Origin of the sequence: Enterococcus sp. RTP21361st1_A6_RTP21361_211029, assembly GCF_040910045.1 — a bacterium.
Taxonomy (GTDB): Bacteria; Bacillota; Bacilli; order Lactobacillales; family Enterococcaceae; genus Enterococcus_D; species Enterococcus_D gallinarum.
In genome coordinates this window covers 1-24,352 of record NZ_JBDGBK010000047.1, presented here as the reverse complement: position 1 = coordinate 24,352, position 24,352 = coordinate 1, and the positions used below count along the sequence as shown (strand labels likewise).

The following is a 24,352-nucleotide window of genomic DNA, read 5'->3' as shown; positions in this document are numbered from 1 at the left end:
TTTTAATTGTGCCCCTTCGACGCCCATTTCATGAAGCGCCTGAACAATTGGTTTCGTCAATTTTTCGAAATCACGGAATGAATTACCGTCATCCGGCATGATAAAGCTAAAATTCAAGTTTCCAAAATCATGATAGACAGCCCCACCGCCACTAAAACGGCGAACCACATGGATTCCATGAGCATCGACATAGTCTTTATTGATTTCTTCGATCGTATTTTGATTTCGTCCAATAATAATCGACGGCTCATTGATATAAAACAGCAGGATCGGTTCATCCACCTTCATTTCCTGCAGCAAAAAGATCTCAATGGCTAGGTTGATTCTTGGGTCGTTGTTTTCATTTGGTACAAAAAGCATCTGCTACTCCTCCTCGGGTTTAAATCTCAAAGATTTTTTGAACTGCTGCCAATTCAACCGGTATCCCGTTGGCCGCCGCTGCTGCCTCTTCTTTCAGTTGCTCCAGATCACCATGCTGTGGGAGATGAGTCAAAACCAGTTTTTTGACCTTCGCTGCGGCAGCAATTTCTCCAGACTCTTGAGAAGTAAAATGAGCTTTGTGGCGCTCATTCCCTGCAAAGAGGTAGGTATCTGCTAAAAATAAGTCGGCATCTTTGGCAAAATCGACAAAACTTTCTAAGTAGCCGGAATCGCCTGTGAATACAAATATTTTACCTGTACTATTCTCCACAAAGCGCATGGCATAACAAGTTACAGGATGAATCGTCTTCATAAATGTAACAGAAAACGGTCCCAATTCCAACTGTTTTGTTTGTAAATAATCATGCCCTTCTGTAACTCCCGCCATGGTCAACTCATTGAAATGAATACTGTCTTCTCCATGCCCATAAATGGGCAATACGTTCCGCTCTGCTTGCTTAGGAAATAGCTGCCAATAATACTGTAAGACACCCAGATCTGCGATATGATCGTGATGGTAATGACTCAAAATCACAGCATCCAATGCTAACGGATCCAAGATTTTTTCCAATTGAATCAGTGTCGTGCTGCCAGCATCCAGCAACAAATGATATCCCTCAGACTCTAATAAATAGCCAGTAGTTCCCTCCCCCTTATAGGGATATGCGCCTAAACATCCTAAAACTGTTAGTTTCATACTTCCGCCTCCTTATCCCTATGCTATCACAAAAGCATTGGATTACTCAAAAATAAACAGCAAAAACGGCTGCGACAGCTGGAGCTCATTAGCAAAAGAAATCGATGATTTTCTCTCTCATTGCTGCATTGAGTCACCCAACGTCACAACCGTGGATCATATCTTTACAAGAGGTGTTCTTTAGCTAAGAACGCGATCATTTTCTTTTTCGATCAACGCTTGATAAAAGGCGGCATTCGCAGTGTTTGCGTAGGCCAGCGCCCAAAATAGACCGATAACAAAAGCAAACAAACCTAAAACCATCCATCCTAATAAAGAAATCTGCAGCAAAATATACTGACCGATATGATTCTTCATTAAATGCCAAGCTCCTTTTATCGCTTGTAGCGTCGTCATTTCTGGATGGTCGTATCGTACATAGATCGCAAACTGAAATAATCCGCTTATGATCTGGGAGACAAATAAGAAAAGGACCACAGAAATAAGAAAACTCATGATGAAGGAAATCGACGAACGGAAGAGACTCCAGTCTACAGTGATCCGACTGTTGACATTCAAGACTAAATCAAGGTACTGATTCATTCCGCCAACAACTAAATGGGGTAAAAACGTCACAAAACTAATCAGATAATTTACGAGAGCATTCACCAAATTCAGCAATAGAAAAGGTACGTAATAACGCTTGTCATAAACAAGAAAAATATCCGACACATGGATCTCCCGCTGACGAATCAAGAACAGTGCCATGATATTTAAACTTATCGTCAATGCGAAAAAAACAAAGTATTCCAAAATATAATCAATGATTGTTTCTCGTGTCTGTTGAAAGGTATGGTTTGTCAATGACAGCACCAAACTGCTAACCATGCTTTGAATGGCTATCGTAGCAATAAAGGCTAAAATATACCGCCCCCACATGCCCTTTAATGCACGTGATGCCATGGAGCGGATCTCACTATTTTTTCTCATCCTCTACTCCTTCTAATAGCTTCGTAATTCTTTCACGGTTTTGTCATCTAAGCGACGAACAACTTCTGTTACTAATTTTACTGTATTTAAGTAGTCATCTTCATGAATGACAGAAGTATGGGAATGCAAGTAGCGCACTGGAACTGTAATCGCGATCGATGGTACACCATCACGGGTCAGATGCATTTGACCGGCATCTGTTCCCCCACCGGTGATCACCGTATATTGGAAAGGAATCTCTAATTCTTCCGCAACATTGATCACAAAATTCAAGAGTTTCTTATGAGGGATCATCGATGCATCAAAAATCAAAACTTGCGGCCCCTTGCCCAAGACAGAATCTGCTTCTTTTGGAGTCATTCCTGGCGTATCACCAGCTGTCCCCGTATCAAGAGCAATCGCGATGTCTGGATTCACTAGGTGCGTACTTGTTCGTGCGCCACGCAATCCTACTTCTTCCATGACATCACTGCCAGCAAACAAGCAATTTGGATGCCCTTCAGCAGCCAACGTTTCCAACACACGCAAAGAAACTGCTGTTCCAATACGATTATCCCACGCTTTAGCTAGCAAAAACTTACTGTCATTCATCCGTTTGTATTGGATATACGGCGTAATCATATCTCCAGGACGTACGCCCCAATCTTTTGCTTCTTCCTCACTAGAAGCACCGATATCAATGAACATGTCTTTGATATCATAAGGCTTGTTGCGAACTTCCGGCGTCAACACATGAGGTGGTTTAGAACCGATTACACCATGAACCAATTTGCCAGCTTGCGTTTTGATTTCTACTTCTTGTGCCAGCATCACTTGGCCCCACCAGCCGCCTAATGTTTGAAACTCGATGAAACCTTTATCGGTGATCTTTGTCACCATAAAGCCAACTTCATCCATATGTCCGGAAATAAAAATTTTAGGTCCGCCGCCATCCCCTACATGTTTGGCAATCACGCTTCCTAACCCATCGTAAAAGATATCTTCGGCAAAGTCTTTCGCATATGCTTTGAAGACTTCCCGTACTTCTTCTTCATTCCCCGGAACACCACGGGCAGTTGTCAGATCAATCAGTAATTGCTCTTCTTTTTTATCCATCCTATCTACTCCTCTACTCATTTATCCCTTAAATTATACCATTCCTCGTGTCTTGTACCAGCTCAAAATTGAAAAAAATCTGACAGCTTACTCTTCAATGATCCGTAAGCATAACTTAACTGTAATCAAATAAGCAATAAAGAATACGACGGCTGCAACACCTGCAAACAGATGTGCCACCCAATACCCTGGACTCACGATGATTTGCGTCAGCGTGTTGATTGCGAATGCGGCATGTAAAATCGCGAGTAATGTACCTGGCATGAAAACCCAAAAATTCTGCCAGTAGACGATCGAACGAATTTCTTTTTTGCTATAACCGAGTGTACGCAATAAACGATAATTTCTTTTTTCCCGCTCTGTATTAGAAAATTGCCGTACAATCAAACTGCTAGACGTAGTGATCAAAACGATCACCCCGACAAATAAAGAAACGAACAAAATAATACCGCCTTGCCGTCTAATGGCCCGCATATTTGGATAGCGATTGGCGAAGTTCAAGCGATAACCAGTAATAAACTCCTTCGATGATTGTTGCTTCTCTGAGATCTCCGTTTGCAGCTGATACTTGACTTGGCCTTTGTCCTGTGTTCGCTTGTAATAAAACGGATAGGTCCATTCGACTGAAAGTCGATCATCTAACGTCCGAGTTAATTGCTCTTGATTCTCCGTTTGAACATTGAAATAAGTCAATCGATAGTCAAATCCCGACATGTCCTGAAAATCCTTGTCATTGACGACTAATACATTGGGTAAGGTGTAACGCAACGCAATATCACCAAAATAATCTTGATACGTGTTGTCTAAGAGGAGTTTTTTACCATTTTCCAGCGCAATATTTTTTTGGTAAGTTCTCAAGTTGTATGCAATATCATAATCATCATCAAACAAAACAGCAGTATTTTCTCCTAAAGAAACCGCAGGTGCATCCGGCACCAATCGACGAAATGCTCGGTAATCGGATAAAGAAAGCGCATTGACCAATACGGTTTCTTGTCCTGTATTTATCGGATTGGCCAAGTATTTCGCGTTGATGTTTAACGGCACGATACGAAAAGTGAGCGTCTGCTCCGCGACGACCTGACTCTGATTTTCCAGAATCACTTGCTTTAACTCTTCCGCATTTTCTGCTGCGACTTGAAAATCGACGGGATAATCACGATTGGTCGCCTGATAATTCAAGGAAATCACCCCCATCGTGCCACCAATCAAAGAAATCGCGATCGCAGTAATGATCGTCAGTAATGAAAAACTTTTCCATGTCCGCTGCAAATAAGCCCGGATATTGTTGAATGCAATCAAGCGTGTGCCTTTGCTGATTTTTTTGCGGGGGAGCGTTAAGACATGCAACAACATTGGCAATGTGCAGTCAAAGAACAAATACGTCGCTGTGATACAGCAAAATAAAATCAGCAATGGAATCCATAAAACAGCAGTATAATCTTCTGTATAATTAATATAGCGCTCCAGTGTCGTTCGTAGCGTCAGAGCTAAGTAATAGCCGATCCCTAACAGAAGCAAACCGATGATCCCCATTGCCATCCGAAATGGGCGACACTTCATTTTGCTCACTGGCAGTGTATAGTTGTTCTTCATTAGATCGATCAAAGGATTCTGCCAGACAAACAAAACCACTTGACCACTCAAAACTACCATGGCAAGCGAAAATACCAACACGGTAGTCAAAATCGAACGAGGCGAATTAAAAAAATGACTAGTGATGGATAGTCCCATCACTCGAATCAAGATCATTGAGAAAAATTTCGAGAATATAATCCCCATGAAAATGCCCACAACAAGGGAAAAAAGATTTAGGAGGAACGTTTCTCTCAGCAGTAGCCAGCTTAACCTTGCTCTGCGCAAACCCAGGAGCTGATAAACACTGATCTCTTTTTGCCGTTGATTCAAGAAGAAATGATTGGCACTTAGCATAAAAAAAAGCACCACAACAGCAACGATCGTACTACCAAAACCTAATACGCCATCGATGCGAATGTCTTGCTGCACTCGTTGAGTCAGCAAACGGTCATTCATCATAGCACTAAATGAATAAAAAATCATGACTGCCGTCATCATGCACACAAAGTAAACGACATAATTGCGAAACTGCTGCAAAAAACTGCGCCAGCCAATTTTATAGAGCATGGCGATCCCCGCCTCCAATCGTCGCTTGCATATCGATGATTTTTTCGAAAAATTCTTTGCGGGACCCTTTTTTGACTACCTCTGCAAAAAAGACACCATCTCTAATAAACAAAATCCGATTGCAATAACTTGCAGTGAAAGGATCGTGGGTCACCATGAGAATCGTCATATCTTCTTGCAGATTGATTTCAGCTAAATAACGCAACAGCTCTGTCGCCGCTTTTGAGTCTAAGGATCCCGTGGGTTCATCTGCAAACAACACGGAAGGACGGCTGATGATTGCTCTGGCGGCGGCCACCCGTTGCTTTTGACCGACCGACAGTTCTTCTGGGTAGCGGTCTAACAAATGAGCGATTCCCAATAAGTTCGCCAGATGTGCCAATCGCCGGTCAACTTCATTGACCGAAAGACGGTCGATCGCCAGTGGTAAGATAATGTTGTCTTTGGCAGTCAACGTGTCTAGTAAATTAAAATCTTGAAAAATAAAGCCGATTTCTTTTCGGCGAAAATCGCTTAGCTCATTTTCTGACAAGCGGGTGATTTCTTGTCCTCCGATTGCAACAGAACCTAGACTCGGACGTAAGATGGAGGAGAGGATATTCATCAGTGTCGTCTTTCCGGCACCACTTGGTCCCATGATCCCCACAAATTCCCCTTGATCAACGGAAAAAGAAAGATTGTCCAGGACTTTGGTTTGATTGAAGCGGGTTCCATAGGTTTTTGTCAGGTGCTTCACATCGATCATTTTTTTCATGCAAATTCTCCTTGATCTATTTCTACTTTTCTTCATATTTTCTTTATGGTAGCATATTTTCTTCTCTATCGCCCCTGCTTCGTTTTTACACATAAAAATTTTTTACAATTTTTATTCATTTTGTGAAACGTGAAACATGCAAGTCCTTGTTATCATCAAGTTTTTATTGAAAACCGCTTTTGAATATACACTACATATTGTGCATACTGAATTATTTAGCGAATAAAAGCCACTATATATAGTTGCCGAAAACCATATTTTGTTTTATGATATTGGAGAAGATAAGGAGTGATAGTAATGATGGACTTAAAGAGAAATACTGAACAAAGCGGGGGTAGCCATCCTCAATTAACCCAATTGAAGATCGTGAAACGTGATGGTCGCTTAGTAGATTTCGATGACCAAAAAATTTACGATGCATTAGTAAAAGCCCAAAGAAAAGTTAAAGGAGAACTATCTCCCCTCGATCATGAACGGATTTTAGAAATCGTAGAAGGAATCGATCATGAGATCGCCGAACGGTTTACCAAAAACGTTAAAATTTATGAAATCCAAAACATCGTTGAGCATATTTTATTAGCAAAAAATGAATATGCATTGGCCGAAGAGTATATCAACTATCGGACACGTCGCGATTTTGAACGCAGCAAAGCGACGGATATCAACTTTACGATCAATAAATTAATGAATAAAGATCAAGCAGTGGTCAACGAAAATGCCAATAAAGACAGCAATGTCTTCAATACTCAAAGAGACTTGACTGCAGGGATCGTAGGGAAATCCATCGGCTTGAAAATGCTGCCCCCTCATGTGGCGAACGCCCATCAAAAAGGTGATATCCATTATCATGATTTAGATTATCATCCTTATACTCCGATGACTAACTGCTGTCTAATCGATTTCAAAGGCATGCTGAACAATGGTTTCAAAATCGGAAACGCAGAAGTCGAATCACCAAAATCGATTCAAACGGCTACAGCTCAGATCTCTCAAATCATTGCCAATGTGGCATCTAGTCAATATGGCGGTTGTTCTGCAGACCGGACGGATGAATTACTTGCACCTTTTGCTGAATTGAACTATCAAAAACACTTGCAAGATGCGCGTGAATGGATCGACGGCGAGGATCGCCAAGAAGCTTACGCGAAGAACAAGACAAAAAAAGACATTTACGATGCGATGCAAAGTTTGGAATATGAGATCAATACTTTGTTTACTTCAAATGGACAGACACCTTTCACTTCCTTAGGCTTTGGTCTGGGAACAAACTGGTTTGAGCGAGAAATCCAACGTGCAATCTTACAGATCCGGATCAACGGACTTGGCAGCGAAAAACGGACAGCAATCTTTCCGAAGTTGATTTTCAGTATCAAACGCGGCGTAAATCTGGAACCCACAGATCCAAACTACGACATCAAAGAATTGGCTCTGGAATGTGCAACGAAACGGATGTATCCAGATGTCTTGAATTATGACAAGTTGATTGAATTGACGGGTAGTTTCAAAGTACCGATGGGCTGCCGTTCTTTCTTGCAAGGCTGGAAAGATGAACATGGCGAAGAAGTCAATGTAGGACGGATGAACCTTGGGGTCGTAACATTGAATATTCCCCGCATTGCCCTAGAAGCTAACGGAGATCGCGACAAATTCTGGTCTCTTCTGGAGCAGCGTCTGCAAATCGTCAAAGATGCGCTTGTTTACCGAGTAGAACGTTGCAAAGAAGCGAGTCCGGCAAATGCACCAATCCTATACATGTATGGCGCATTCGGCAAACGCCTCGATCGCAAAGACAGTGTCAACGAGTTGTTCAAAAATAAACGTGCTACTGTTTCCTTAGGGTATATTGGATTGTATGAAGCAGCTGCTGCTTTCTTTGGTGGTGAGTGGGAAAATGATCCTGAAGCAAAAGAATTCACGTTAGCCATCGTGAAAGAGTTAAAAGCCCATGCAGATGCTTGGGGCGATGAATACGGCTATCATTTTAGCGTCTATTCCACACCAAGCGAAAGCTTGACCGATCGCTTTTGTCGTTTAGATACAGAAAAATTCGGCATCGTTGAAGACATCACAGATAAAGAATATTACACAAATAGCTTCCACTATGATGTCCGCAAAAATCCAACGCCATTTGAAAAGTTGGATTTTGAAAAAGACTATCCAAAGTATTGTTCTGGCGGCTTTATTCATTATTGTGAATACCCAGTTCTGCAACAAAATCCCAAAGCTCTTGAAGCAGTTTGGAATTATGCGTATGATCGTGTCGCTTATCTAGGAACCAACACTCCGATCGATCATTGTTATGAATGCGGATATGAAGGTGATTTCAATCCAACTGAACGCGGCTTCGAATGTCCACAATGTGGCAATCACGATCCAAAGAGTTGTGACGTCGTCAAACGAACATGCGGTTACCTAGGAAATCCTCAAGCTCGACCAATGGTTCACGGTCGTCACAAAGAAATTTCCGCTCGTGTCAAACATATGAAACATAATGACTGAAACAAGTGTCCCCTACGCGACTAAAGCGTAAGCAAATTCTGCTTCTTTCTAACTGACAACTGTTGGTCAGGAGTCCGCAGAAAACGAGTGCTGGAATTGCTCGCGCATTTGTGCTTTCTAATGGTTTTTGCTACAGTCGCGAAGGACATTTTTATCGAATAATCGAATAGTTAGAAAGAAGTTTTGCACATGAGAAATCCTCGCCCCAAAGAATGGCAAGCAAAAGAGTATAGTCAAAATCATATTGCAGATTATAAAGCCTTCAACTTTGTTGACGGCGAAGGTATCCGCAATAGCCTGTATGTCAGTGGTTGTTTATTTGCTTGCGAAGGCTGTTTCAATAAAGCAGTCCAAAATTTCCGCTATGGCACCCCATTCACAGCAGAACTCGAAGAACAGATCATTGAAGATTTGCGGCACGATTATGTTCAGGGACTAACACTATTGGGCGGCGAACCTTTTTTGAATACTGAAGTATGTCTGCAAGTGGTAAACAGAGTCCGTTCCGAGTTCGGTCATGGCAAAGATATTTGGAGCTGGTCTGGTTACACATTCGAGGAACTACTGTTGGAAACAGAAGATAAGCTTGAGTTGCTGTCTCGCATCGATATCCTAGTTGATGGCCGTTTCGAATTGAGCAAACGCAATTTGAATCTGCAATTTCGCGGTAGCAGCAATCAACGAATCATTGATGTTCCTAAATCCCTAGCACTAGGCGAAGCGGTGATTTGGGACAAATGCAAAGACGCAGAAAAAAGCTATGAACAAATCAAAAAGAGTATTTGACGACTTGAATAAACTTCAGTTTTCAAACTGATACAAAAGATAAAAGGGACTGTGACATAAGTCATCATCCAACAAGTTAAACCGAATAATAGTCTGTTGCTAGGATAGATTCCTCTGACTTTTGCGACGAGGAGTCCCTGCACCGCAGGAGCAATAATAATTAATGTTCGGATAGTGTTACTTGTAGGAGATTTATGGCACATTCCCTTTTATTTTGATCATAAAACACACCATCATTACAAATGTTTGCTTGCTTCTTTGATACTTAACGGAGCTAACTGATCTTTGTGCGTTAACAGAAAAGCCTGCACCCACTCAGGGTTTGTTTTAGCATAATCGCGCAAACTCCAGCCAATCGCTTTATTGATAAAGAATTCATCGCTACCTAAATTATTTAAAAGGATCGTCTCTAAAAGCTCGCGATCGGTTTTTTCTTTTCTAAGCAGTTGGTGGTCAATGGCGATGCGCCGGAGCCATAAATTTTCTGCTTTGCTCCAAGCAAGCATCTTTTGGCTCAACTCCGGGTAGGTCATAGTCAGCCCACCAACAACTTTATTCAAGCCATCAACAGTATCCCACCAAGACTTTTGAAGGACTAATTCACTTATTTTCTCCAGTTCGTCTGGTTGGAGGACCGACTGCATCGTTACCAGATAGTCGATAGCTACATATTGCATTTCACGATAAGGTAGTTGCCAACAGGTTTCAACAAATGCCCAATCGATGGCGGCCTTTTTCATTGCAGCAAAATAAGGTCTTTGTATTTGTTTGCGTACAGGTGACGGAATCCCTAAAAAGTCAAATTGGTTCCGCATGTACGCCCGCATTTGAACTTTTCGTGCTGGATTTTCTTGTGCCATGAATTCCTCTAGTAACGCTTTCCATTGACTGTTTGTCGTCATTATGCGCCTCCATATATTTTATTCTGTTTCCCACAAAGGCAATACGATATTTTCATAAGCTAATGGATCAAGATTCGTAACTGTGATCCCCAATAAGCGGATCCCTTTTTCGATTCCTAGAATCTCCTCCCAAATCAAACTAGCTTGTGAAAAAATAGCTTCTTTCTTGTGCATATACTCTGGCAACGTGACCCGTTTTGTGATGGTGGAGTAATCGGCATAACGCACTTTCAACACCACAGTCTTTCCGTGTTTTTGCGTACGTTTCAATGATCTTTCTACTTCTTCTGCCAGGTTTCTTAGCTGACTGATGACTTGATCTTCTGTGGTTAACGCATTGCCATACGTATGTTCTTTTCCGACTGATTTGCGTTCTCTCGTCACACTGACCGGAGAATCATGGATTCCTCGAACTTTCCGGTATAACGAGTAGCCCATTTTTCCAAATTCTTGGATCAATGCCATTTCGCTCCATTCATAAAGGTCAGATCCTTTATAAATCCCTAATTCGTGCATTCTCGGCACTGTCTTCTTACCGATACCATGAAATTTGTCAATCGGTAATTTTTTTAAAAAGACCACGGCATCTTCCGGCATCACTACCGTCAACCCCCGGGGTTTGTGAAAATCCGAAGATAATTTGGCTAAAAACTTATTGTAGCTGACGCCTGCTGAACAAGTAAGCTGGGTCGTCTGCCAAATGTCTTGCTGGATCATGCGAGCAATTTTGATCGCTGAAGGACAGTTGATCTTGTTGACGGTCACATCCAGATAAGCCTCATCGATAGAAACCGGTTCAATCACATCGGTATAGCGCCCAAAGATCTCTCGGACTTGCTGAGAAATTTCGCGGTATTTCTGATGGTTGCCAGGTATAAAGACGGCATGAGGACACAATTCAAAGGCTTTTTGCGCACTCATTGCAGAATGGATCCCATACTGACGTGCTTTATAATTGGCAGTCGTGACGACACCTCTACCCCCAGTATCACTTGGGTGGCGGGCAATCACTAAGGGATGCTTAGCCAATTCAGGATTGTCTCTTTCTTCTACTGATGCAAAAAAGGCATCCATATCGATATGGATGATTTTCCGAGACGTATCGTTTTTTAACGGAAAACGCAACTCAGCCATCTTCACCACTCCATTCTCCTCTATTATAAACGAACAGAAGTTCCCTATCAAGAGGCTCATTCTAAGCATCGGCGATTGTTGCAAACAAAAAGAATCCCTGTAAAAAAGACAGAAATTCTTTTTGCTTCCCGTTATGATTTAAGACTTCAAATTTGGTTCGATTCGTTAAAAACGTCTAGACTTACAGCGCCGATGGGCCTCGTTCATTGGTTCGGATTCGTACTGCTTCTTCGATTGGGTAAATAAAAATTTTACCATCACCTACTTCACCTGTATGGCAGATAGACAAAATCAGTTCAATGATTGCTTCAACCTCTTCATCTTCTACAACAAAACTCGCCTTTACTTTAGGCAAAAGTGTCGTAATCACTGCTTGTCCCCGAACAAATTCTTTGACCCCTTTTTGATTACCACAGCCCAATACTTGACTCACCGTCATTCCAGCCATATCTATTTGATCAAGAGCTGCCTTTAATTCTTCTAATTTTTCTTGTCGAATGATCGCTTCTACTTTTTTCATCTGCATTCCTCCATCTATGAATCCAGCCCCATGAACGTTGGATAAGCTGTTTCATCATGTTCACTGCGATCCATTCCAATAGCTTCTTCTTGTTCTGTGACCCGGATCGGTAGCACGCGTTTGATCACATGGATCAATAGAAAAGATATGCCCCCCGCAAAAAGAATCGTAAATACGATACTAATGATCTGCGCAATGAACAATTCTGTTCCACCATAGAGCAACCCAGTTTGATGATTGACAGCAGGATCAGCGAAAATCCCCGTCATGATTCCACCAAAGATTCCGCCAATCCCATGACAACCAAAAGCATCCAAAGCGTCATCCAGACCTAAGCGATGCTTGATGACCGAAATAAAGTAATAACAAAACGGACTCACTAATGCCCCGATCACAAAGGATGACCAAAGGGAAACAAAACCTGCGCCAGGAGTAATTGCTACCAGACCCACGACAGCTCCGGTACAAGCTCCGACAATGGTTGGCTTCCCTAATAGAACTTTTTCAATCAACATCCAGGAGAGCATCGCAGCTGCGGCTGCCGTATTGGTCGTTAACAACGCTTGAATGGCGATCCCGTCAGCAGCTAATGCTGATCCAGCATTGAAGCCAAACCAGCCAAACCATAGCAACCCTGCACCTAGTACGACAAATGGAATATTATGGGGACGATACTCCGTTTGATGAAACTCGCGTCTCTTACCCACGACTAATGCTAGCACGAGACCGCTGATTCCTGAACTAATATGGACAACGTTGCCTCCTGCAAAATCAATCGAACCGATAGCATCTAAGAAGCCGCCACCCCAAACCATATGGGCCATCGGAAAGTAAACCAAAAACAGCCAGCAGCCAATAAATAAGAAAATAGCTGAAAAACGCATTCGTCCTACGACTGATCCGGTAATGATCGCTGTTGTGATTAGTGCAAACATCATTTGAAAAGCCGCAAACAATCCTTCAGGAATCCCTTCTCCGTCCGTCATGGAAACTTGCTGGAAAAATAACTTATCGATGTTGCCGATAAACGCACCGGTACCACTGAAAGAAAGCGAATACCCAGCCGCCACCCACAGAACTGAAGCTAGTCCCATGGTGCAAATCACCATCATCATTGTATTCAAGATATTTTTTCGCCTTTCCAATCCACCATAAAAAAAAGCTAGCGCAGGAGTCATTAAAAAAACCATCCCACTGCAAACCAAAATAAACCCACTATTTCCTGTTCCCATTCCAATCACTCCCTTTTATGTTAGATATCCTACCATCTTATCCAGGAGATCGCTAGTGTTTTTTTAAATTTTTGCAATTATTCTGAAAAAAGCTCACTTTATATGTTATGAAATCTAACATTCGCAATTCGACTGATGGCTTTCTTGGGTAATGGCGATCAAAACGACGCATAAAAAGTCACATTATCCGTCAAAGGCTTAAAGCCATTCTTTTTATAAAAATCGGCAGCTGGCATCTTTTCTTCTGTATCTAATAGTATCGTGGGAATGCCTTTTTTGACCAACTCTTCTTTGATCCTTTCTAAAAAAGCAGAGCCGAAACCTTTCCCTTGATGCTTGCCAGCAATTAAAAAGGTATCGATGACATATTCTTTTCCTTGGTACCACGGCTTAATAAAGCCTAACGAGTACCCTATCTTTTCATTGGTCAATGAGTCCGTTAGAAAATAGCCAATATAAGTATTCATCGCCATCATGGATGACACATATTCTGTAATTTGAGGAACGGTCAGTTGATCATTCCATGGCTCCGCTGAAAAGACTGCAATATACATTTCAACAGCTTCCTTTAAATCTTTTTCTGTTAGCTCACGTATGCTTAAGTTGGTTGTCATTTCGTTTCCCACTTCCTTTAACAATTCATTGTCAGTTCAATCGAATGACGAACCATCATTCATCGATTCGTTTTGCATACCCATTGCCATAACTGGTATAGCGGCGGGCTTGGTTGATTTTCATTTTTTTCTGAATCTCTCCGTCTAGATCAATCGATAAGATCTCCGCTAAACCGAGAAGGTAGATGGCTACATCTGCCAATTCTTCCCCCACATTTTGTTTTTTGCGATAAGCATCAAAAGCTTCAGCCACTTCACCATATAATGACAAAAATTCCTTTTCAATATTGGTGACATTAAATTGATGATCAATTTTGTTTTGATAGATCGCTTTTTGCATGTCTCGTATGTTCATCTTTTTCTCCTTTTTAAACTAGTATATCATGTCCTTTTGTGACGGTTTCACCCAATCATCCATGCCACTAAAAATGAAACTCATTATTCAGAAAAACCGATGCACAGGCATCGGTTAAGCGTCTAAGTGATAGGCATGATAGACCGTTTGTTTTTTTACTTGATTGCGTTTCGCCACTTCCTTGATAGCCTCCTTAGAAGACATCCCGGTCTCCATCAGAGCTGTTACTTGCTCTTTAAGGCTTCCATCATAAACGATTTCGACAGAGTCCGTCGATCCCTCAACCAAAAGGCAGCACTCTCCTTTGACTGTATTTTCCCCTAGATAGTCCAACAGTTCCTTTAAAGAACCTCGCAAGTATTCCTCGTGGATTTTTGTCAACTCTCGACAGATGACTGCAGAACGTTCTGCACCAAAAACAGTAATCATATTTTCGATCGTCGCTGCCAAGCGGTAAGGTGATTCATAAAAGATCATCGTAGCCGGCTGGTTCGCCAGCTCAGCCAATGCTTCTTTTTGCTCCTTCTTTTTTCGAGGTAAGAAGCCATAAAAAAGATTGGGCTGCGGAGACAAACCAGAAGCGATCAAAGCAGTCAATCCTGCTGTAGGACCAGGCAAGGCAATCACTGGAATATCAGCTGCAATGCACGCTTTGACTAATTCATGACCAGGATCACTGATCGATGGCATCCCTGCGTCACTACATTGTGCAATTATTTTTCCAGCTAGCAATTGATCGATGAGTTGCGGCACACGTTCCTTGAAATTGTGTTCATGCAAACTTCGTTGCGGTGTCGTTATTTCAAAATGGTTCAATAATTTCTGGGTATTCCTAGTATCTTCGCTGGCAATCAAATCGGCTTCCCCTAAAATTTTGACACAACGAACGGTCATGTCTTCCAAATTTCCGATTGGTGTCGGCACTAAATAAAGCGTTCCATTCGATTGTTTATAGCTTTGTTGTTTCTGCATACTTTCCCTACTTTCAAAAAAAGACCAGCCACCTGCGCTGGTCATTTCCTATTATCGTCCGCTTTCTCGATAGATCACTTCAAGACAAAAAGCACACGGTTCATCATGTTCTCTTCTAGATCCATATAAGTCATAACAAACATGGAATCCTTCTTCGTATATCTTTTCCAAATTCATTCGCGATTTGGACAATTCTTGTTTGACCGATTCTGCGGGCGCTTCGGCCACTTGATTCAATTCACGGATATGTTCCCGTAAACGTTGATTTTCTAATTCTAGCGTCGCATTTTTTTCAACGATTTCTTGCAAAGACTGTTTCATCTCTGCTAAGTTATTCAACGAATTTTGCAGTTCATTTTCTAACTGATTCAATCCATCATAAATCGATCGCTTGTCCATGCTCATTATGGTCACCTACTTATTTTGTCACTAGTTCTTCATATTCATAGTCTATGGGCGTTTGTCGATCGTACAAACGGACTTTGATAATGCGCTGCAATAAATCCAGACCGACTACTTTTCCTTTTCCATCCGGAGTCTCAACTTCTTTGCCGCGATCCGGTAATTCTCGTTTTGCTTGTTCATATTCATCATTCTCATACTTCAAACAGCACATCAAACGACCACACAACCCGGAAATTTTCGTCGGATTCAAAGACAGCCCTTGATCTTTGGCCATTTTGATCGAGACAGGGATAAAATCGCCTAAGAACGTCGAACAGCAGAGCTTGCGGCCGCATGGACCAATTCCGCCGATCGCCTTTGCTTCATCTCGTACACCGATTTGTCGCAACTCGATCCTTGTATGAAAATGACTCGCCAAATCTTTGACTAGTTCGCGGAAATCAACTCGACCATCCGCTGTAAAATAATACAGCATCTTTGACCGCTCAAATGTATATTCTGCCCTAACAAGTTTCATAGGTAAATTGTGCGCTCGAATCTTCTGCTTGCCAATGATCAGCGCTTCTTCAGCATCTTGACGATTTTTCTTTTCTTTCTCGATATCTTTAGGCGTGGCCTGTCTAATGATTGGCTTTATGTCATAAGGCAAATCTTGCGAATCGATCAACTGCTTAGGAATCGCGACGGTCGCCATAAACTTTGCTTCTTGTGATTCAACGATCACTCGTTCCCCCGACGTGTAATCTCGCTTCTCAGGCGCATAAAAATAGATTTGTCCCGCAGCGCGAAAGCGTACACCGACTACTTCTATCATAACATTGCTCCCCCTTTAGGGTACTGTTATGCCATAGATGATCTTCACTGAAAATTGTTCAGCAACGCCTTGAAAAGCTACATTCGCTTGCAGTTTCTTTTGGGCTTGCAAGGCAGCTTCGATGGCAAGATTGATCTCTTTTCCCCATAAGCCTTGTGCCAATAACTGGTCTCGTTCTTCCTGCAAATAAAATAACAGAATCGAAAAAATAACTCTCTGCTGTTCTTTTTCTTTTGCTAAAGCGAGCAGCTTTTTTTGAACGAAAATAAACGCTTGCGGATCTTTCTTCAAGAGATACTTCACCCATTGTGCAACAGCATCCTTAGTTTCATTAAACCATTCCTCTTGGGAGATTTCAACTGCTTTATGATAACTATTTGTCAAGTAACTCAAAAGACGGCTACTCTCTTGAGAAAGTCCTTCTTTTTGCAGCTTTGTCTGCAATTTTTCTTTCGCCAATGGTGAAAAATGAATGATTTGACAACGGGACTGGATCGTCGGCAAGATCCGTCCAACACTTTCCGTTTCTAAAATCGCTAAGAAATTCCCTACAGGTTCTTCCAAAAATTTCAGTAAACTATTTGCTGCACTTGTATTCATTTTTTCTGATTGAGAAAGAAGAAAGATTTTCAAGCGACTTTCGAAGCCGCTCTTAGAAAATTCTTCTTGCAATTGACGAATTTGATCTACTTTGATCGTCTGTCCATCTGGTTCCACCATGAGTACGTCCGGGTGCTCCCCTTGAGCGATCCGCAAACAATTACTGCAAGATCCGCAAGGTTCATCTGATTGAACATTCGTACAAAAGAGACGTTTCGCCAGCCACAAACTCATCTCATGTTTGCCCGTTCCTGCATCGCCTTCAAAAAGATAAGCATGGGCAATCCGCCCATGCTCGACACTTTTCTTCAGTTGGGCAAAAACCAGAGGTTGATATTCTTGTAAAAAAAGTTCCTCCATGGTCTGCTCCTTTTTAGTATTGATGGAAGCCATCGACTGGTAGAACAAAAACCGTTGCACCGCCAACTTCTACTTCCACTGGATAAGGTACTTGCCCATCAAGTGAGATGTCTAACGACATTGGTGTGGAAACATATTGTTTTCTAGACTGACAGGTTTTCTTGATCAGTTCCAATGCGTCTTGGACCCGCTCATCCTCAAGACCAATAATAAATGTACTGTTGCCGGCTTTTAAGAATCCGCCGGTAGATGAAAGTTTCGTAGCGCGAATGTTGGCATCAATGAATTCATTTGCTAATCGGTTGCTGTCTTTGTCTTGCACGATTGCCAAAATCAATTTCATGAGATCATCTCCTTATTATTGTCGTCAGCGATCACATTGTTTTGAAGTAGGAAGGATATGCTTCAACGATTGCTGAAAAACTTGTCTCAACGACATCTTGTAATCCCATTCTAGCATCAACCTTATGGATGCGTACAGGATTTTCTTCTGCCAGCTTCAAATAAGCATGACGAACTCGTTGGTGAAATTCTAATCCTTCCGCGTCCAAGCGATCCAACTGATGAGCCCGATGCTCTTGAATCCTTCTTAAACCTGTATCCGAATCGACATCTAAATACAAGGTGAAGTCAGGCTCCGTGCCTTCGGTGGCAAATTCATTGATACGTGCAATCTCAGGAATACCGATCCGGCGCCCTGCCCCTTGATAAGCTAAAGAACTATCTACAAATCGATCACAGATCACGATTTTGCCTTCATTCAATGCTGGTAAAATCACTTGGATCAAATGTTGGCGTCTTGCAGCAGCATACAGCAATGCTTCAGTCCGTTCATCCATCTCAGAATTTTTGGGATCCAGTATGATCCGCCGAATTTTTTCTGCGATTTTTACACCGCCTGGTTCTCTCGTTTTAACAATGTCTCGTTTGGCTTCTAGCTGCAAACGAGGATATAATTCTTCTAAAACACTGGTTTTGCCAGCGCCATCTGGTCCTTCAATGGTTATGAACAGTCCACTCACCCTTGTTGCCTCCAATTTCTTATAATTCACGTCTTCCTTCCACTGCTTTAAGCAATGTCACTTCGTCCGCATATTCAATATCGCTGCCGACAGATAAACCGTGAGCCAACCGCGTCACTTTGATCCCCGCTGGTTTGATCAGTCGGGAAAGATAGATCGCGGTAGCTTCACCTTCTGTCGTGGCGTTCGTAGCAATGATCACTTCTTTCACTTGGTCATCATGCAGACGCTGAATCAAAGGAGCAATATTGATATCTTCTGGTCCAGTACCTTCCATTGGAGACAGAACACCATGCAAAACATGATAGAGCCCATGGTACTCACGGACTTTTTCTAACGCCATGACATCCTTTGGTTCTTCTACTACTAAGATCGTGCCTTTATCTCGTGAAGGGTCACTGCAGATCTCACAGGGATCTCCTTCTGTAATGTTTCCGCAAATACTGCAAAAATGCAGATCACGTTTGACGCTCAACAGTGATTTAGCAAACTCATTGACGACTTCATCTTTCATATCGATCGTATAAAAAGCCAATCTAGTTGCTGTTTTTTGTCCGATACCTGGCAGCTTCATGTAGCTGTCGATTAATCGTGCGATCGGTTCTGGATACTGCACGCCACATCTCTCCTTTTATAAACCGGGGATTCCTTTAGTGTATTTACCCATAGTCCGTTCGGTTTCTTTTTCAATTTTAGTTAATCCATCATTTACTGCCAAGATCAGCATATCTTGTAACATGTCAACATCTTCCGGATCGACGATTGCTTGATCGATCGAAAGATCGCGTAATTTTTTATCACCTGTAAAAGTTGCCTTCACATAGCCATTTGTTGACTCGCCGATAAATTCTTTACTGTTTAGGGCTTCTTGTTCTTTTACCATCTCTTTTTGCATTTTTTGTACTTGCTTCATCATGCCTTGCATATTTCCCATGCCTCGCATCATTGTTCTTCACTCCAATTCTCTCAATTTTCTTCGATGCTCGCCAATTCACCAAAAAGCTCTTGGGCTTTGGTAACGACGACTTCATTTTCAGGTTCTTCCGTAGTTGGTTCTGGTTCAGCTTCCCCTTCATCTAATTCGCCTGTATTGAAGGTTTGTCCGCCAGCAATAAATTCTTGTCGTAAGATTGGCCAGCTTTCTTTCGTGATAAACACGGCTTGCGGTGCATAATCAGATATCATTCGTGAAATTTGATTATGCAATGTCAGCTGCAAGTCTTGGTCATTGGCTGCTCGTTGACAGACAATCTCATAATCAAAGGCAATCACTACACCAGATGCACTGGCTGCTTTTGCTTCGCTCGCGTGGAGCATTGCTCGTTGTGTCACCGACAATGACATCAACAGATCATCCCAAATGTTCCGCACATTTGCGAGATCTTTTTTTGTGGCTTCTTTCAAGACTTGAAAGACCCGTTCTTTCGGCACTCGGAAAGTGCTGCTATTTTTGGTCTTCTTGGCAGGTGGATTGACCGGTTCACTGCTGGCCGCCGATGGGTTTTCTTGTAGTTTTCGTACTTCTGACTGCAGCTTCTGAATTTCTTGACGAAGCTGCTGAACTTCTTGATTCGACACCGAAACTTCTCCTGAAGCTGGCAATCTCCTCTGATTTGCTAGTTTAACAACTGCTACTTCCAAATAAATGGTCGGATTATTGGTAAATCGCACCTCGTTTTGCGTCTCATTCAAAACAGTGATCCAATGGTAGATTTGATCTGCAGTAGCTGCCTGAGCTAAAGTTTTGAAGCCTGGTGTGATCTGCAGTGATTTTTCTTCTAATAATTGTGGTGCCTGCTGATATAAGAGCAAGTCACGACAATAGACCAGCAAGTTCTCCAACAACCGCCGTGCTTCTTTGCCCGAAGACAGCAGCTGGCGCAATGTCTCTAATGCATCTGGTACTGCTTGGTCTTCGCAAAATTGCATCAAACGGTCCATCATCTCATAAGACAAACTGCCGGTTACTTCTAATGCGTCTTGAGTCGTGACTTTGCCATCACTAAAGGCAATAGCTTGGTCAGCGATACTTAACGCATCCCGCATCCCACCTTCTGCGGCTCGTGCGATCACTTGCAAGGCTTCTTCTTCATAGGCAATTTGACTGCCGTCTAAAACTGTCTTTAGATGATCAACGATATCTTGCGTATTGATTCGCTTAAAATCAAATCGTTGCGTTCGAGAAATGATCGTTGCAGGAATCTTGTGCGGCTCTGTCGTCGCCAAAATAAACACTACATTTTTTCGTGGTTCTTCTAACGTCTTCAGTAACGCGTTGAAGGCGCCGGTCGACAACATATGAACTTCATCCACGATATATACTTTATATTCAGCTTGTGTTGGTGCATAATTTGCACGGTCTCGGATAAAGCGGATCTCTTCGACCCCATTGTTGCTGGCTGCGTCGATTTCGATAACGTCTTCTTGCGTACCAGCTGTGATCGAACGGCACATCTCGCATTCATTGCAGGGCTCTCCATTGACTTGGTTTGGACAATTGATTGCTTTTGCAAAGATTTTGGCAGCACTCGTTTTTCCTGTTCCCCGAGGACCGGTAAATAAATAAGCATGCGAAATTTGATTTTGCTCGATCGCATTTTTCAAGGTTTGCGTAATTGCTTTTTGTCCAACGACATCCTCGAACCGTTGGGATCGCCATACACGGTACAATGCTTGATAGGCCATATTTTTCCTCACTCTTTTCAAAATTCGCTATTATCTATTATACGTAATATTTACAAAAAAAACTACCTTGAGTTGCCTATCTGCTGAAAAAGAAATGATTTTTTAAGGGAGCAATCTTTTAATAAAAATCCGCACATCCTAGAGAACGATACTTTGAAAAAAGTATTGTTTTATAGACGATTTTTTATTCAACTTTTGCCTACACTTCTACAACTTTGGTCTAATACATAGAAAATACGGAGCTATGGTATAATGAATGTACATTCATCCATTGGATGATGAAAATTTGTAAGGAGGACTGAAAATGGGTATTATCAAAGCTGCAACAAGCACGATTGGCGGAGGTCTTGCCGACCAATGGCTAGAGGTCTTCGAACCTGACAATATGGGCGACACGACAGTGATGACTAAAGGTGTGAAGGTACGGCGCAATGACAAACGCGGTTCGAACCGAAAAGGAACGGAGGATGTCATAACAGATGGATCTGTAATCCACGTCTACCCTAATATGATGATGCTGCTGGTCGATGGTGGAAAAATCATTGATTATACAGCAGAGGAAGGCTACTATACTGTCAAAAATGACTTGGCTCCTTCCATGTTCAACGGTTCCTTAAAGGATGCCATCTCTGAAACGTTTAATCGCTTCAAATTTGGTGGCGTAACACCTCAAAAACAACAAGTTTTCTATATCAATTTGCAAGAAATCAAAGGAATCCGCTTCGGGACTTCTTCTCCATTAAATTATTTTGACAACTTTTATAATGCAGAATTATTCCTAAGAGCCCATGGAAATTACTCATTGCGAATTACTGATCCGATCTTATTCTACACCAACGCGATTCCAAAAAATAAAACACAAGTTGACATCAATGACATTAACGAACAATATTTAGCAGAGTTTCTGACTGCTTTACAGACAGCCATCAACAAAATGTCAGCGGATGGCGAGCGCATCTCCTATGTTCCATCAAAAAGTATGGAATTAAGCAAATACATGGGTGAGGTTTTAGACGACAGTTGGCGCGAACTGCGAGGAATGGAAATCGTTTCAGTCGCTGTTGCAAGCATCTCTTATACGGATGATTCAGTGAAACTGATCAACATGCGTAATCAAGGTGCCATGTTGGGTGACCCAAATGTTCGTGAAGGGTATGTTCAAGGTTCGATCGCACGTGGGATGGAATCCGCAGGTAGTAATGCTGCCGGTGCAACAACCGGATTTGTTGGTATGGGCATGGGGATGAACACAACTGGCGGTTACTTGAATCAAGCAGCTCAAAACAATCAGCAACAAATCCAGCAAAACCAAGAAAATCAGCAGAAACAAAACAATGGCGATAGTTGGGACTGCCCTCAGTGTGGAACAAGCAATACGGGTAAGTTCTGCAGCAATTGCGGTACAGCAAAACCTACAGGAACCCCAAGTTTACAAATGAAATGTTCAGAATGTAGTGAAATAATTGATTTAGCAAATGGAATCCCGAAATTCTGTCCCAACTGCGGCAAGCCATTTAAGGGAGTTCCTTTAGACTAAATGAAGGAGGAACTTAAATGGATGTCATTACGCATAAATGCCCCAACTGCGGCGGTGCGCTAACCTTTGATCCTGGTGATCAAAAATTCCACTGCCCCTTCTGTTTGAGTATTTTTACAGAAGCAGAAGTAACAGCCTTTGAACAAAAACAAAAAGAAGCCCAACTTGCAGATGGGACTGCGCCGGAAAATCAGCCGATCACTGATGATACGGAACCGGCGCTAAAAGAAGCTATCACAGAAAAAACCGAAGAAAAGGCGGCCCAAATGGACTTGTTCCTTTGTCCTAACTGCGGCGCAGAGATCGTCACTGATGCTACGACAGCAGCTACTTACTGTTATTTCTGCCACAATCCAGTCGTCCTTTCCGGCCGTCTTTCTGGAGAATTCTTACCTAACAAAGTTTTACCTTTTGCAATCGAAAAAGAAGAAGCAACCGCTAAATTTCTGGAATGGGCACAAAAAAAATGGTTCGTACCAAGAGACTTCTTCGATCAAGCGCAAGTTGAAAAATTGACCGGTGTTTATTTCCCCTACTGGAGGATCGATGCCGAACTAGATGGCCAACTATCTGGAACTGGAACTTCTTTAAGAATTTGGCGTGTCGGCGAGATCGAATATACAGAACACAAACAATTTGCTGTTTCCAGACGCGGAAAAATGCGTATCAATGAACTGATCAAAAACGCTTTATCCAAGAATGTCCAACAAAAAATGGTTACCGGGGTCCAGCCTTTCCCATTGGATAAGGCCGTTGACTTTCGCAGCCAGTATCTGGCAGGATTTCAAGCAGAAAAACGCGACATTGAGTATCAAGCACTTAAGAATGAAGTACAACAGGAACTTTCCGGTTATGCTGAAAATCTCCTAAGCAGTACCGTTAATGGTTATACAAGCTTCAATCGGACCCAGCGGGACATTGAGATCACGAAAGAAACCAATCATTACGTCCTACTACCAGTCTGGCTGGTCACTTATCGGGCAGATGATCCGAATAAGAATGCTTTTTATTATGCGATGAATGGCCAAACCGGTAAAGTCAGCGGTGTCTTGCCCATCAGTTACAAACGCTTAGGATTTACGAGTGCAGCGATTTTTGCTGTGATTGCGATTCTAGGGATGATTGGAGGATATTTCCTATGAGAAAATTTTCCTGTTTTTTCCTAATGGTTGCCGGATTTCTACTGACGACGGTCACTGGCGTGGCAGCAGAAAATACCGTTACTGATAACGCTGGTCTTTTTACTCCCTCCGAAATCCAGAGTTTGAGCGAACAAGCCGATCAGTTGAATGAGAAAATCAAAGGTGAAGTTTTTATCGCAACGACAAATAACAAAATTGACGATATTGAATATACCACCGACCGTTTTCTCGCCGATCGCATCGGAAATGATCAGAATGGCTCGGCATTGATGATCGATATGGGCAACCGTAATCTTCATGTGTCCACCTCAGGAAATATGCTCGATTATATCAACGACGCTCGTCTTGATGATATGTTGGATAATATTTATGATCAGATGACGGCGGGTAATTACTATCAAGCCGCCCGGGTCTACTTGGAGAATGCAGCCAGCTATGTAGAAGCGGGGGTTCCCGGCGGTCACTATCATGTGGATCGTGAGACAGGCAAGATCACTTATTATAAAGTGCTTACCCCTTTAGAAATCGGCATTAGCTTATTGGTAGCTGCAGTGATCAGTATTGCTTTTTTCATCATTGTCAAATCAAGATACCAATTAAAAATGGGTGGATACAAATACCCTTACCAAGAAAAATCCAGCATCAAATTGACTCAAAAAGAAGATCGTCTGGTCAACTCCTTCGTAACGACTC

26 protein-coding genes are annotated in these 24,352 nt (G+C 42.2%); 5 read left to right on the top strand and 21 right to left on the bottom strand.

What is annotated here, in order from left to right:
- The 6 genes from AB5Z52_RS09860 to AB5Z52_RS09835 form a co-directional block, all read right to left on the bottom strand.
- The coding region (locus tag AB5Z52_RS09860; RefSeq protein WP_368266899.1) for a biotin/lipoate A/B protein ligase family protein at window positions 1–360 on the bottom strand (360 nt) is incomplete at its 3' end.
- Between the two features lie 19 nt (window positions 361–379).
- Entirely contained in the window at window positions 380–1,117 is a 738-nt protein-coding gene (locus tag AB5Z52_RS09855; RefSeq protein ID WP_003127111.1) for an MBL fold metallo-hydrolase, read from the bottom strand.
- A gap of 180 nt (window positions 1,118–1,297) precedes the next feature.
- Complete coding sequence (locus AB5Z52_RS09850; RefSeq protein ID WP_041119245.1) at window positions 1,298–2,086, bottom strand: DUF975 family protein; 789 nt, start codon at window positions 2,084–2,086, stop codon at window positions 1,298–1,300.
- A 12-nt stretch (window positions 2,087–2,098) separates the two neighbouring features.
- Window positions 2,099–3,181 carry a M42 family metallopeptidase gene (locus AB5Z52_RS09845; RefSeq protein ID WP_288551405.1) on the bottom strand — a complete coding sequence of 361 codons (1,083 nt, stop codon included), beginning with the start codon at window positions 3,179–3,181 and terminating at the stop codon, window positions 2,099–2,101.
- Between the two features lie 87 nt (window positions 3,182–3,268).
- Entirely contained in the window at window positions 3,269–5,326 is a 2,058-nt protein-coding gene (locus AB5Z52_RS09840) for an FtsX-like permease family protein (RefSeq protein ID WP_003127108.1), read from the bottom strand.
- The gene (locus AB5Z52_RS09835) at window positions 5,316–6,080 is read right to left on the bottom strand and encodes an ABC transporter ATP-binding protein (protein WP_003127107.1); all 765 of its coding nucleotides are present in this window, start codon (window positions 6,078–6,080) and stop codon (window positions 5,316–5,318) included. Before AB5Z52_RS09835 ends, AB5Z52_RS09840 begins: the two co-directional genes overlap by 11 nt.
- A gap of 297 nt (window positions 6,081–6,377) precedes the next feature.
- On the opposite strand from AB5Z52_RS09835, the gene nrdD reads away from it, so the two are divergent.
- Together nrdD and nrdG are read left to right on the top strand one after the other, a co-directional pair.
- The gene (gene nrdD / locus AB5Z52_RS09830; RefSeq protein ID WP_005472403.1) at window positions 6,378–8,579 is read left to right on the top strand and encodes an anaerobic ribonucleoside-triphosphate reductase; all 2,202 of its coding nucleotides are present in this window, start codon (window positions 6,378–6,380) and stop codon (window positions 8,577–8,579) included.
- A gap of 189 nt (window positions 8,580–8,768) precedes the next feature.
- Window positions 8,769–9,365, top strand: coding sequence for an anaerobic ribonucleoside-triphosphate reductase activating protein (gene nrdG / locus AB5Z52_RS09825; RefSeq protein ID WP_003127104.1), 597 nt, complete (start codon window positions 8,769–8,771; stop codon window positions 9,363–9,365).
- Between the two features lie 236 nt (window positions 9,366–9,601).
- On the opposite strand, the gene AB5Z52_RS09820 is transcribed toward nrdG, so the two are convergent.
- The 15 genes from AB5Z52_RS09820 to dnaX all read right to left on the bottom strand — a co-directional run bounded on the left by AB5Z52_RS09820 (window position 9,602) and on the right by dnaX (window position 20,980).
- Entirely contained in the window at window positions 9,602–10,225 is a 624-nt protein-coding gene (locus AB5Z52_RS09820; protein WP_086269310.1) for a DNA alkylation repair protein, read from the bottom strand.
- Between the two features lie 60 nt (window positions 10,226–10,285).
- Complete coding sequence (dinB, locus tag AB5Z52_RS09815) at window positions 10,286–11,401, bottom strand: DNA polymerase IV (RefSeq protein ID WP_005472399.1); 1,116 nt, start codon at window positions 11,399–11,401, stop codon at window positions 10,286–10,288.
- Between the two features lie 181 nt (window positions 11,402–11,582).
- The gene (locus AB5Z52_RS09810; RefSeq protein ID WP_005472397.1) at window positions 11,583–11,921 is read right to left on the bottom strand and encodes a P-II family nitrogen regulator; all 339 of its coding nucleotides are present in this window, start codon (window positions 11,919–11,921) and stop codon (window positions 11,583–11,585) included.
- Between the two features lie 14 nt (window positions 11,922–11,935).
- A complete protein-coding gene (locus AB5Z52_RS09805; RefSeq protein WP_005472395.1) occupies window positions 11,936–13,153 on the bottom strand; it encodes an ammonium transporter in 1,218 nt (405 codons plus the stop codon).
- Window positions 13,154–13,311: 158 nt separating this feature from the next.
- On the bottom strand, window positions 13,312–13,767 hold the full coding sequence (locus AB5Z52_RS09800; protein ID WP_003127099.1) for a GNAT family N-acetyltransferase: 456 nt from the start codon (window positions 13,765–13,767) through the stop codon (window positions 13,312–13,314).
- A 55-nt stretch (window positions 13,768–13,822) separates the two neighbouring features.
- The gene (locus tag AB5Z52_RS09795) at window positions 13,823–14,122 is read right to left on the bottom strand and encodes a MazG-like family protein (protein WP_003127098.1); all 300 of its coding nucleotides are present in this window, start codon (window positions 14,120–14,122) and stop codon (window positions 13,823–13,825) included.
- A gap of 114 nt (window positions 14,123–14,236) precedes the next feature.
- Window positions 14,237–15,094: a 16S rRNA (cytidine(1402)-2'-O)-methyltransferase gene (gene rsmI, locus AB5Z52_RS09790; protein ID WP_003127097.1), complete on the bottom strand. Its 858-nt coding sequence runs from the start codon at window positions 15,092–15,094 to the stop codon at window positions 14,237–14,239.
- Window positions 15,095–15,145: 51 nt separating this feature from the next.
- Complete coding sequence (locus AB5Z52_RS09785; protein ID WP_082031004.1) at window positions 15,146–15,493, bottom strand: DNA replication initiation control protein YabA; 348 nt, start codon at window positions 15,491–15,493, stop codon at window positions 15,146–15,148.
- Between the two features lie 19 nt (window positions 15,494–15,512).
- On the bottom strand, window positions 15,513–16,313 hold the full coding sequence (locus AB5Z52_RS09780) for a regulatory iron-sulfur-containing complex subunit RicT (protein ID WP_003127095.1): 801 nt from the start codon (window positions 16,311–16,313) through the stop codon (window positions 15,513–15,515).
- Window positions 16,314–16,328: 15 nt separating this feature from the next.
- Window positions 16,329–17,273 carry a DNA polymerase III subunit delta' gene (gene holB / locus AB5Z52_RS09775; RefSeq protein ID WP_041119240.1) on the bottom strand — a complete coding sequence of 315 codons (945 nt, stop codon included), beginning with the start codon at window positions 17,271–17,273 and terminating at the stop codon, window positions 16,329–16,331.
- A 13-nt stretch (window positions 17,274–17,286) separates the two neighbouring features.
- A complete protein-coding gene (locus tag AB5Z52_RS09770; protein ID WP_288551406.1) occupies window positions 17,287–17,616 on the bottom strand; it encodes a cyclic-di-AMP receptor in 330 nt (109 codons plus the stop codon).
- Window positions 17,617–17,647: 31 nt separating this feature from the next.
- Window positions 17,648–18,295 carry a dTMP kinase gene (gene tmk, locus AB5Z52_RS09765; protein WP_003127091.1) on the bottom strand — a complete coding sequence of 216 codons (648 nt, stop codon included), beginning with the start codon at window positions 18,293–18,295 and terminating at the stop codon, window positions 17,648–17,650.
- Window positions 18,296–18,314: 19 nt separating this feature from the next.
- Window positions 18,315–18,911 carry a recombination mediator RecR gene (gene recR / locus AB5Z52_RS09760; RefSeq protein ID WP_003127090.1) on the bottom strand — a complete coding sequence of 199 codons (597 nt, stop codon included), beginning with the start codon at window positions 18,909–18,911 and terminating at the stop codon, window positions 18,315–18,317.
- A 15-nt stretch (window positions 18,912–18,926) separates the two neighbouring features.
- Window positions 18,927–19,241 carry a YbaB/EbfC family nucleoid-associated protein gene (locus AB5Z52_RS09755; protein WP_003127089.1) on the bottom strand — a complete coding sequence of 105 codons (315 nt, stop codon included), beginning with the start codon at window positions 19,239–19,241 and terminating at the stop codon, window positions 18,927–18,929.
- A 20-nt stretch (window positions 19,242–19,261) separates the two neighbouring features.
- Complete coding sequence (dnaX, locus tag AB5Z52_RS09750; protein WP_005472384.1) at window positions 19,262–20,980, bottom strand: DNA polymerase III subunit gamma/tau; 1,719 nt, start codon at window positions 20,978–20,980, stop codon at window positions 19,262–19,264.
- 304 nt (window positions 20,981–21,284) lie between these two features.
- Between dnaX and AB5Z52_RS09745 the strand changes: the two genes are divergently transcribed.
- The 3 genes from AB5Z52_RS09745 to AB5Z52_RS09735 all read left to right on the top strand — a co-directional run.
- Window positions 21,285–22,517 (top strand): SPFH domain-containing protein, encoded by a 1,233-nt coding sequence (locus AB5Z52_RS09745; protein ID WP_005472382.1) that lies wholly within the window; start codon window positions 21,285–21,287, stop codon window positions 22,515–22,517.
- Between the two features lie 17 nt (window positions 22,518–22,534).
- Window positions 22,535–23,659: a hypothetical protein gene (locus AB5Z52_RS09740; RefSeq protein WP_003127086.1), complete on the top strand. Its 1,125-nt coding sequence runs from the start codon at window positions 22,535–22,537 to the stop codon at window positions 23,657–23,659.
- Window positions 23,656–24,352, top strand: a 697-nt coding sequence (locus AB5Z52_RS09735; protein ID WP_368266897.1) for a TPM domain-containing protein, incomplete at its 3' end; no start/stop codon positions are given. The genes AB5Z52_RS09740 and AB5Z52_RS09735, both read left to right, overlap by 4 nt.

What these genes read in the sequence shown, in the direction of transcription:
- AB5Z52_RS09855 (WP_003127111.1), bottom strand. Translation starts at nt 1,117, where the DNA reads ATGAAACTAACAGTTTTAGGATGTTTAGGCGCATATCCCTATAAGGGG.
- AB5Z52_RS09850 (WP_041119245.1), bottom strand. Translation starts at nt 2,086, where the DNA reads ATGAGAAAAAATAGTGAGATCCGCTCCATGGCATCACGTGCATTAAAG.
- AB5Z52_RS09845 (WP_288551405.1), bottom strand. Translation starts at nt 3,181, where the DNA reads ATGGATAAAAAAGAAGAGCAATTACTGATTGATCTGACAACTGCCCGT.
- AB5Z52_RS09840 (WP_003127108.1), bottom strand. Translation starts at nt 5,326, where the DNA reads ATGCTCTATAAAATTGGCTGGCGCAGTTTTTTGCAGCAGTTTCGCAAT.
- AB5Z52_RS09835 (WP_003127107.1), bottom strand. Translation starts at nt 6,080, where the DNA reads ATGAAAAAAATGATCGATGTGAAGCACCTGACAAAAACCTATGGAACC.
- nrdD (WP_005472403.1), top strand. Translation starts at nt 6,378, where the DNA reads ATGATGGACTTAAAGAGAAATACTGAACAAAGCGGGGGTAGCCATCCT.
- nrdG (WP_003127104.1), top strand. Translation starts at nt 8,769, where the DNA reads ATGAGAAATCCTCGCCCCAAAGAATGGCAAGCAAAAGAGTATAGTCAA.
- AB5Z52_RS09820 (WP_086269310.1), bottom strand. Translation starts at nt 10,225, where the DNA reads ATGGCACAAGAAAATCCAGCACGAAAAGTTCAAATGCGGGCGTACATG.
- dinB (WP_005472399.1), bottom strand. Translation starts at nt 11,401, where the DNA reads ATGGCTGAGTTGCGTTTTCCGTTAAAAAACGATACGTCTCGGAAAATC.
- AB5Z52_RS09810 (WP_005472397.1), bottom strand. Translation starts at nt 11,921, where the DNA reads ATGAAAAAAGTAGAAGCGATCATTCGACAAGAAAAATTAGAAGAATTA.
- AB5Z52_RS09805 (WP_005472395.1), bottom strand. Translation starts at nt 13,153, where the DNA reads ATGGGAACAGGAAATAGTGGGTTTATTTTGGTTTGCAGTGGGATGGTT.
- AB5Z52_RS09800 (WP_003127099.1), bottom strand. Translation starts at nt 13,767, where the DNA reads ATGACAACCAACTTAAGCATACGTGAGCTAACAGAAAAAGATTTAAAG.
- AB5Z52_RS09795 (WP_003127098.1), bottom strand. Translation starts at nt 14,122, where the DNA reads ATGAACATACGAGACATGCAAAAAGCGATCTATCAAAACAAAATTGAT.
- rsmI (WP_003127097.1), bottom strand. Translation starts at nt 15,094, where the DNA reads ATGCAGAAACAACAAAGCTATAAACAATCGAATGGAACGCTTTATTTA.
- AB5Z52_RS09785 (WP_082031004.1), bottom strand. Translation starts at nt 15,493, where the DNA reads ATGGACAAGCGATCGATTTATGATGGATTGAATCAGTTAGAAAATGAA.
- AB5Z52_RS09780 (WP_003127095.1), bottom strand. Translation starts at nt 16,313, where the DNA reads ATGATAGAAGTAGTCGGTGTACGCTTTCGCGCTGCGGGACAAATCTAT.
- holB (WP_041119240.1), bottom strand. Translation starts at nt 17,273, where the DNA reads ATGGAGGAACTTTTTTTACAAGAATATCAACCTCTGGTTTTTGCCCAA.
- AB5Z52_RS09770 (WP_288551406.1), bottom strand. Translation starts at nt 17,616, where the DNA reads ATGAAATTGATTTTGGCAATCGTGCAAGACAAAGACAGCAACCGATTA.
- AB5Z52_RS09755 (WP_003127089.1), bottom strand. Translation starts at nt 19,241, where the DNA reads ATGATGCGAGGCATGGGAAATATGCAAGGCATGATGAAGCAAGTACAA.
- dnaX (WP_005472384.1), bottom strand. Translation starts at nt 20,980, where the DNA reads ATGGCCTATCAAGCATTGTACCGTGTATGGCGATCCCAACGGTTCGAG.
- AB5Z52_RS09745 (WP_005472382.1), top strand. Translation starts at nt 21,285, where the DNA reads ATGGGTATTATCAAAGCTGCAACAAGCACGATTGGCGGAGGTCTTGCC.
- AB5Z52_RS09740 (WP_003127086.1), top strand. Translation starts at nt 22,535, where the DNA reads ATGGATGTCATTACGCATAAATGCCCCAACTGCGGCGGTGCGCTAACC.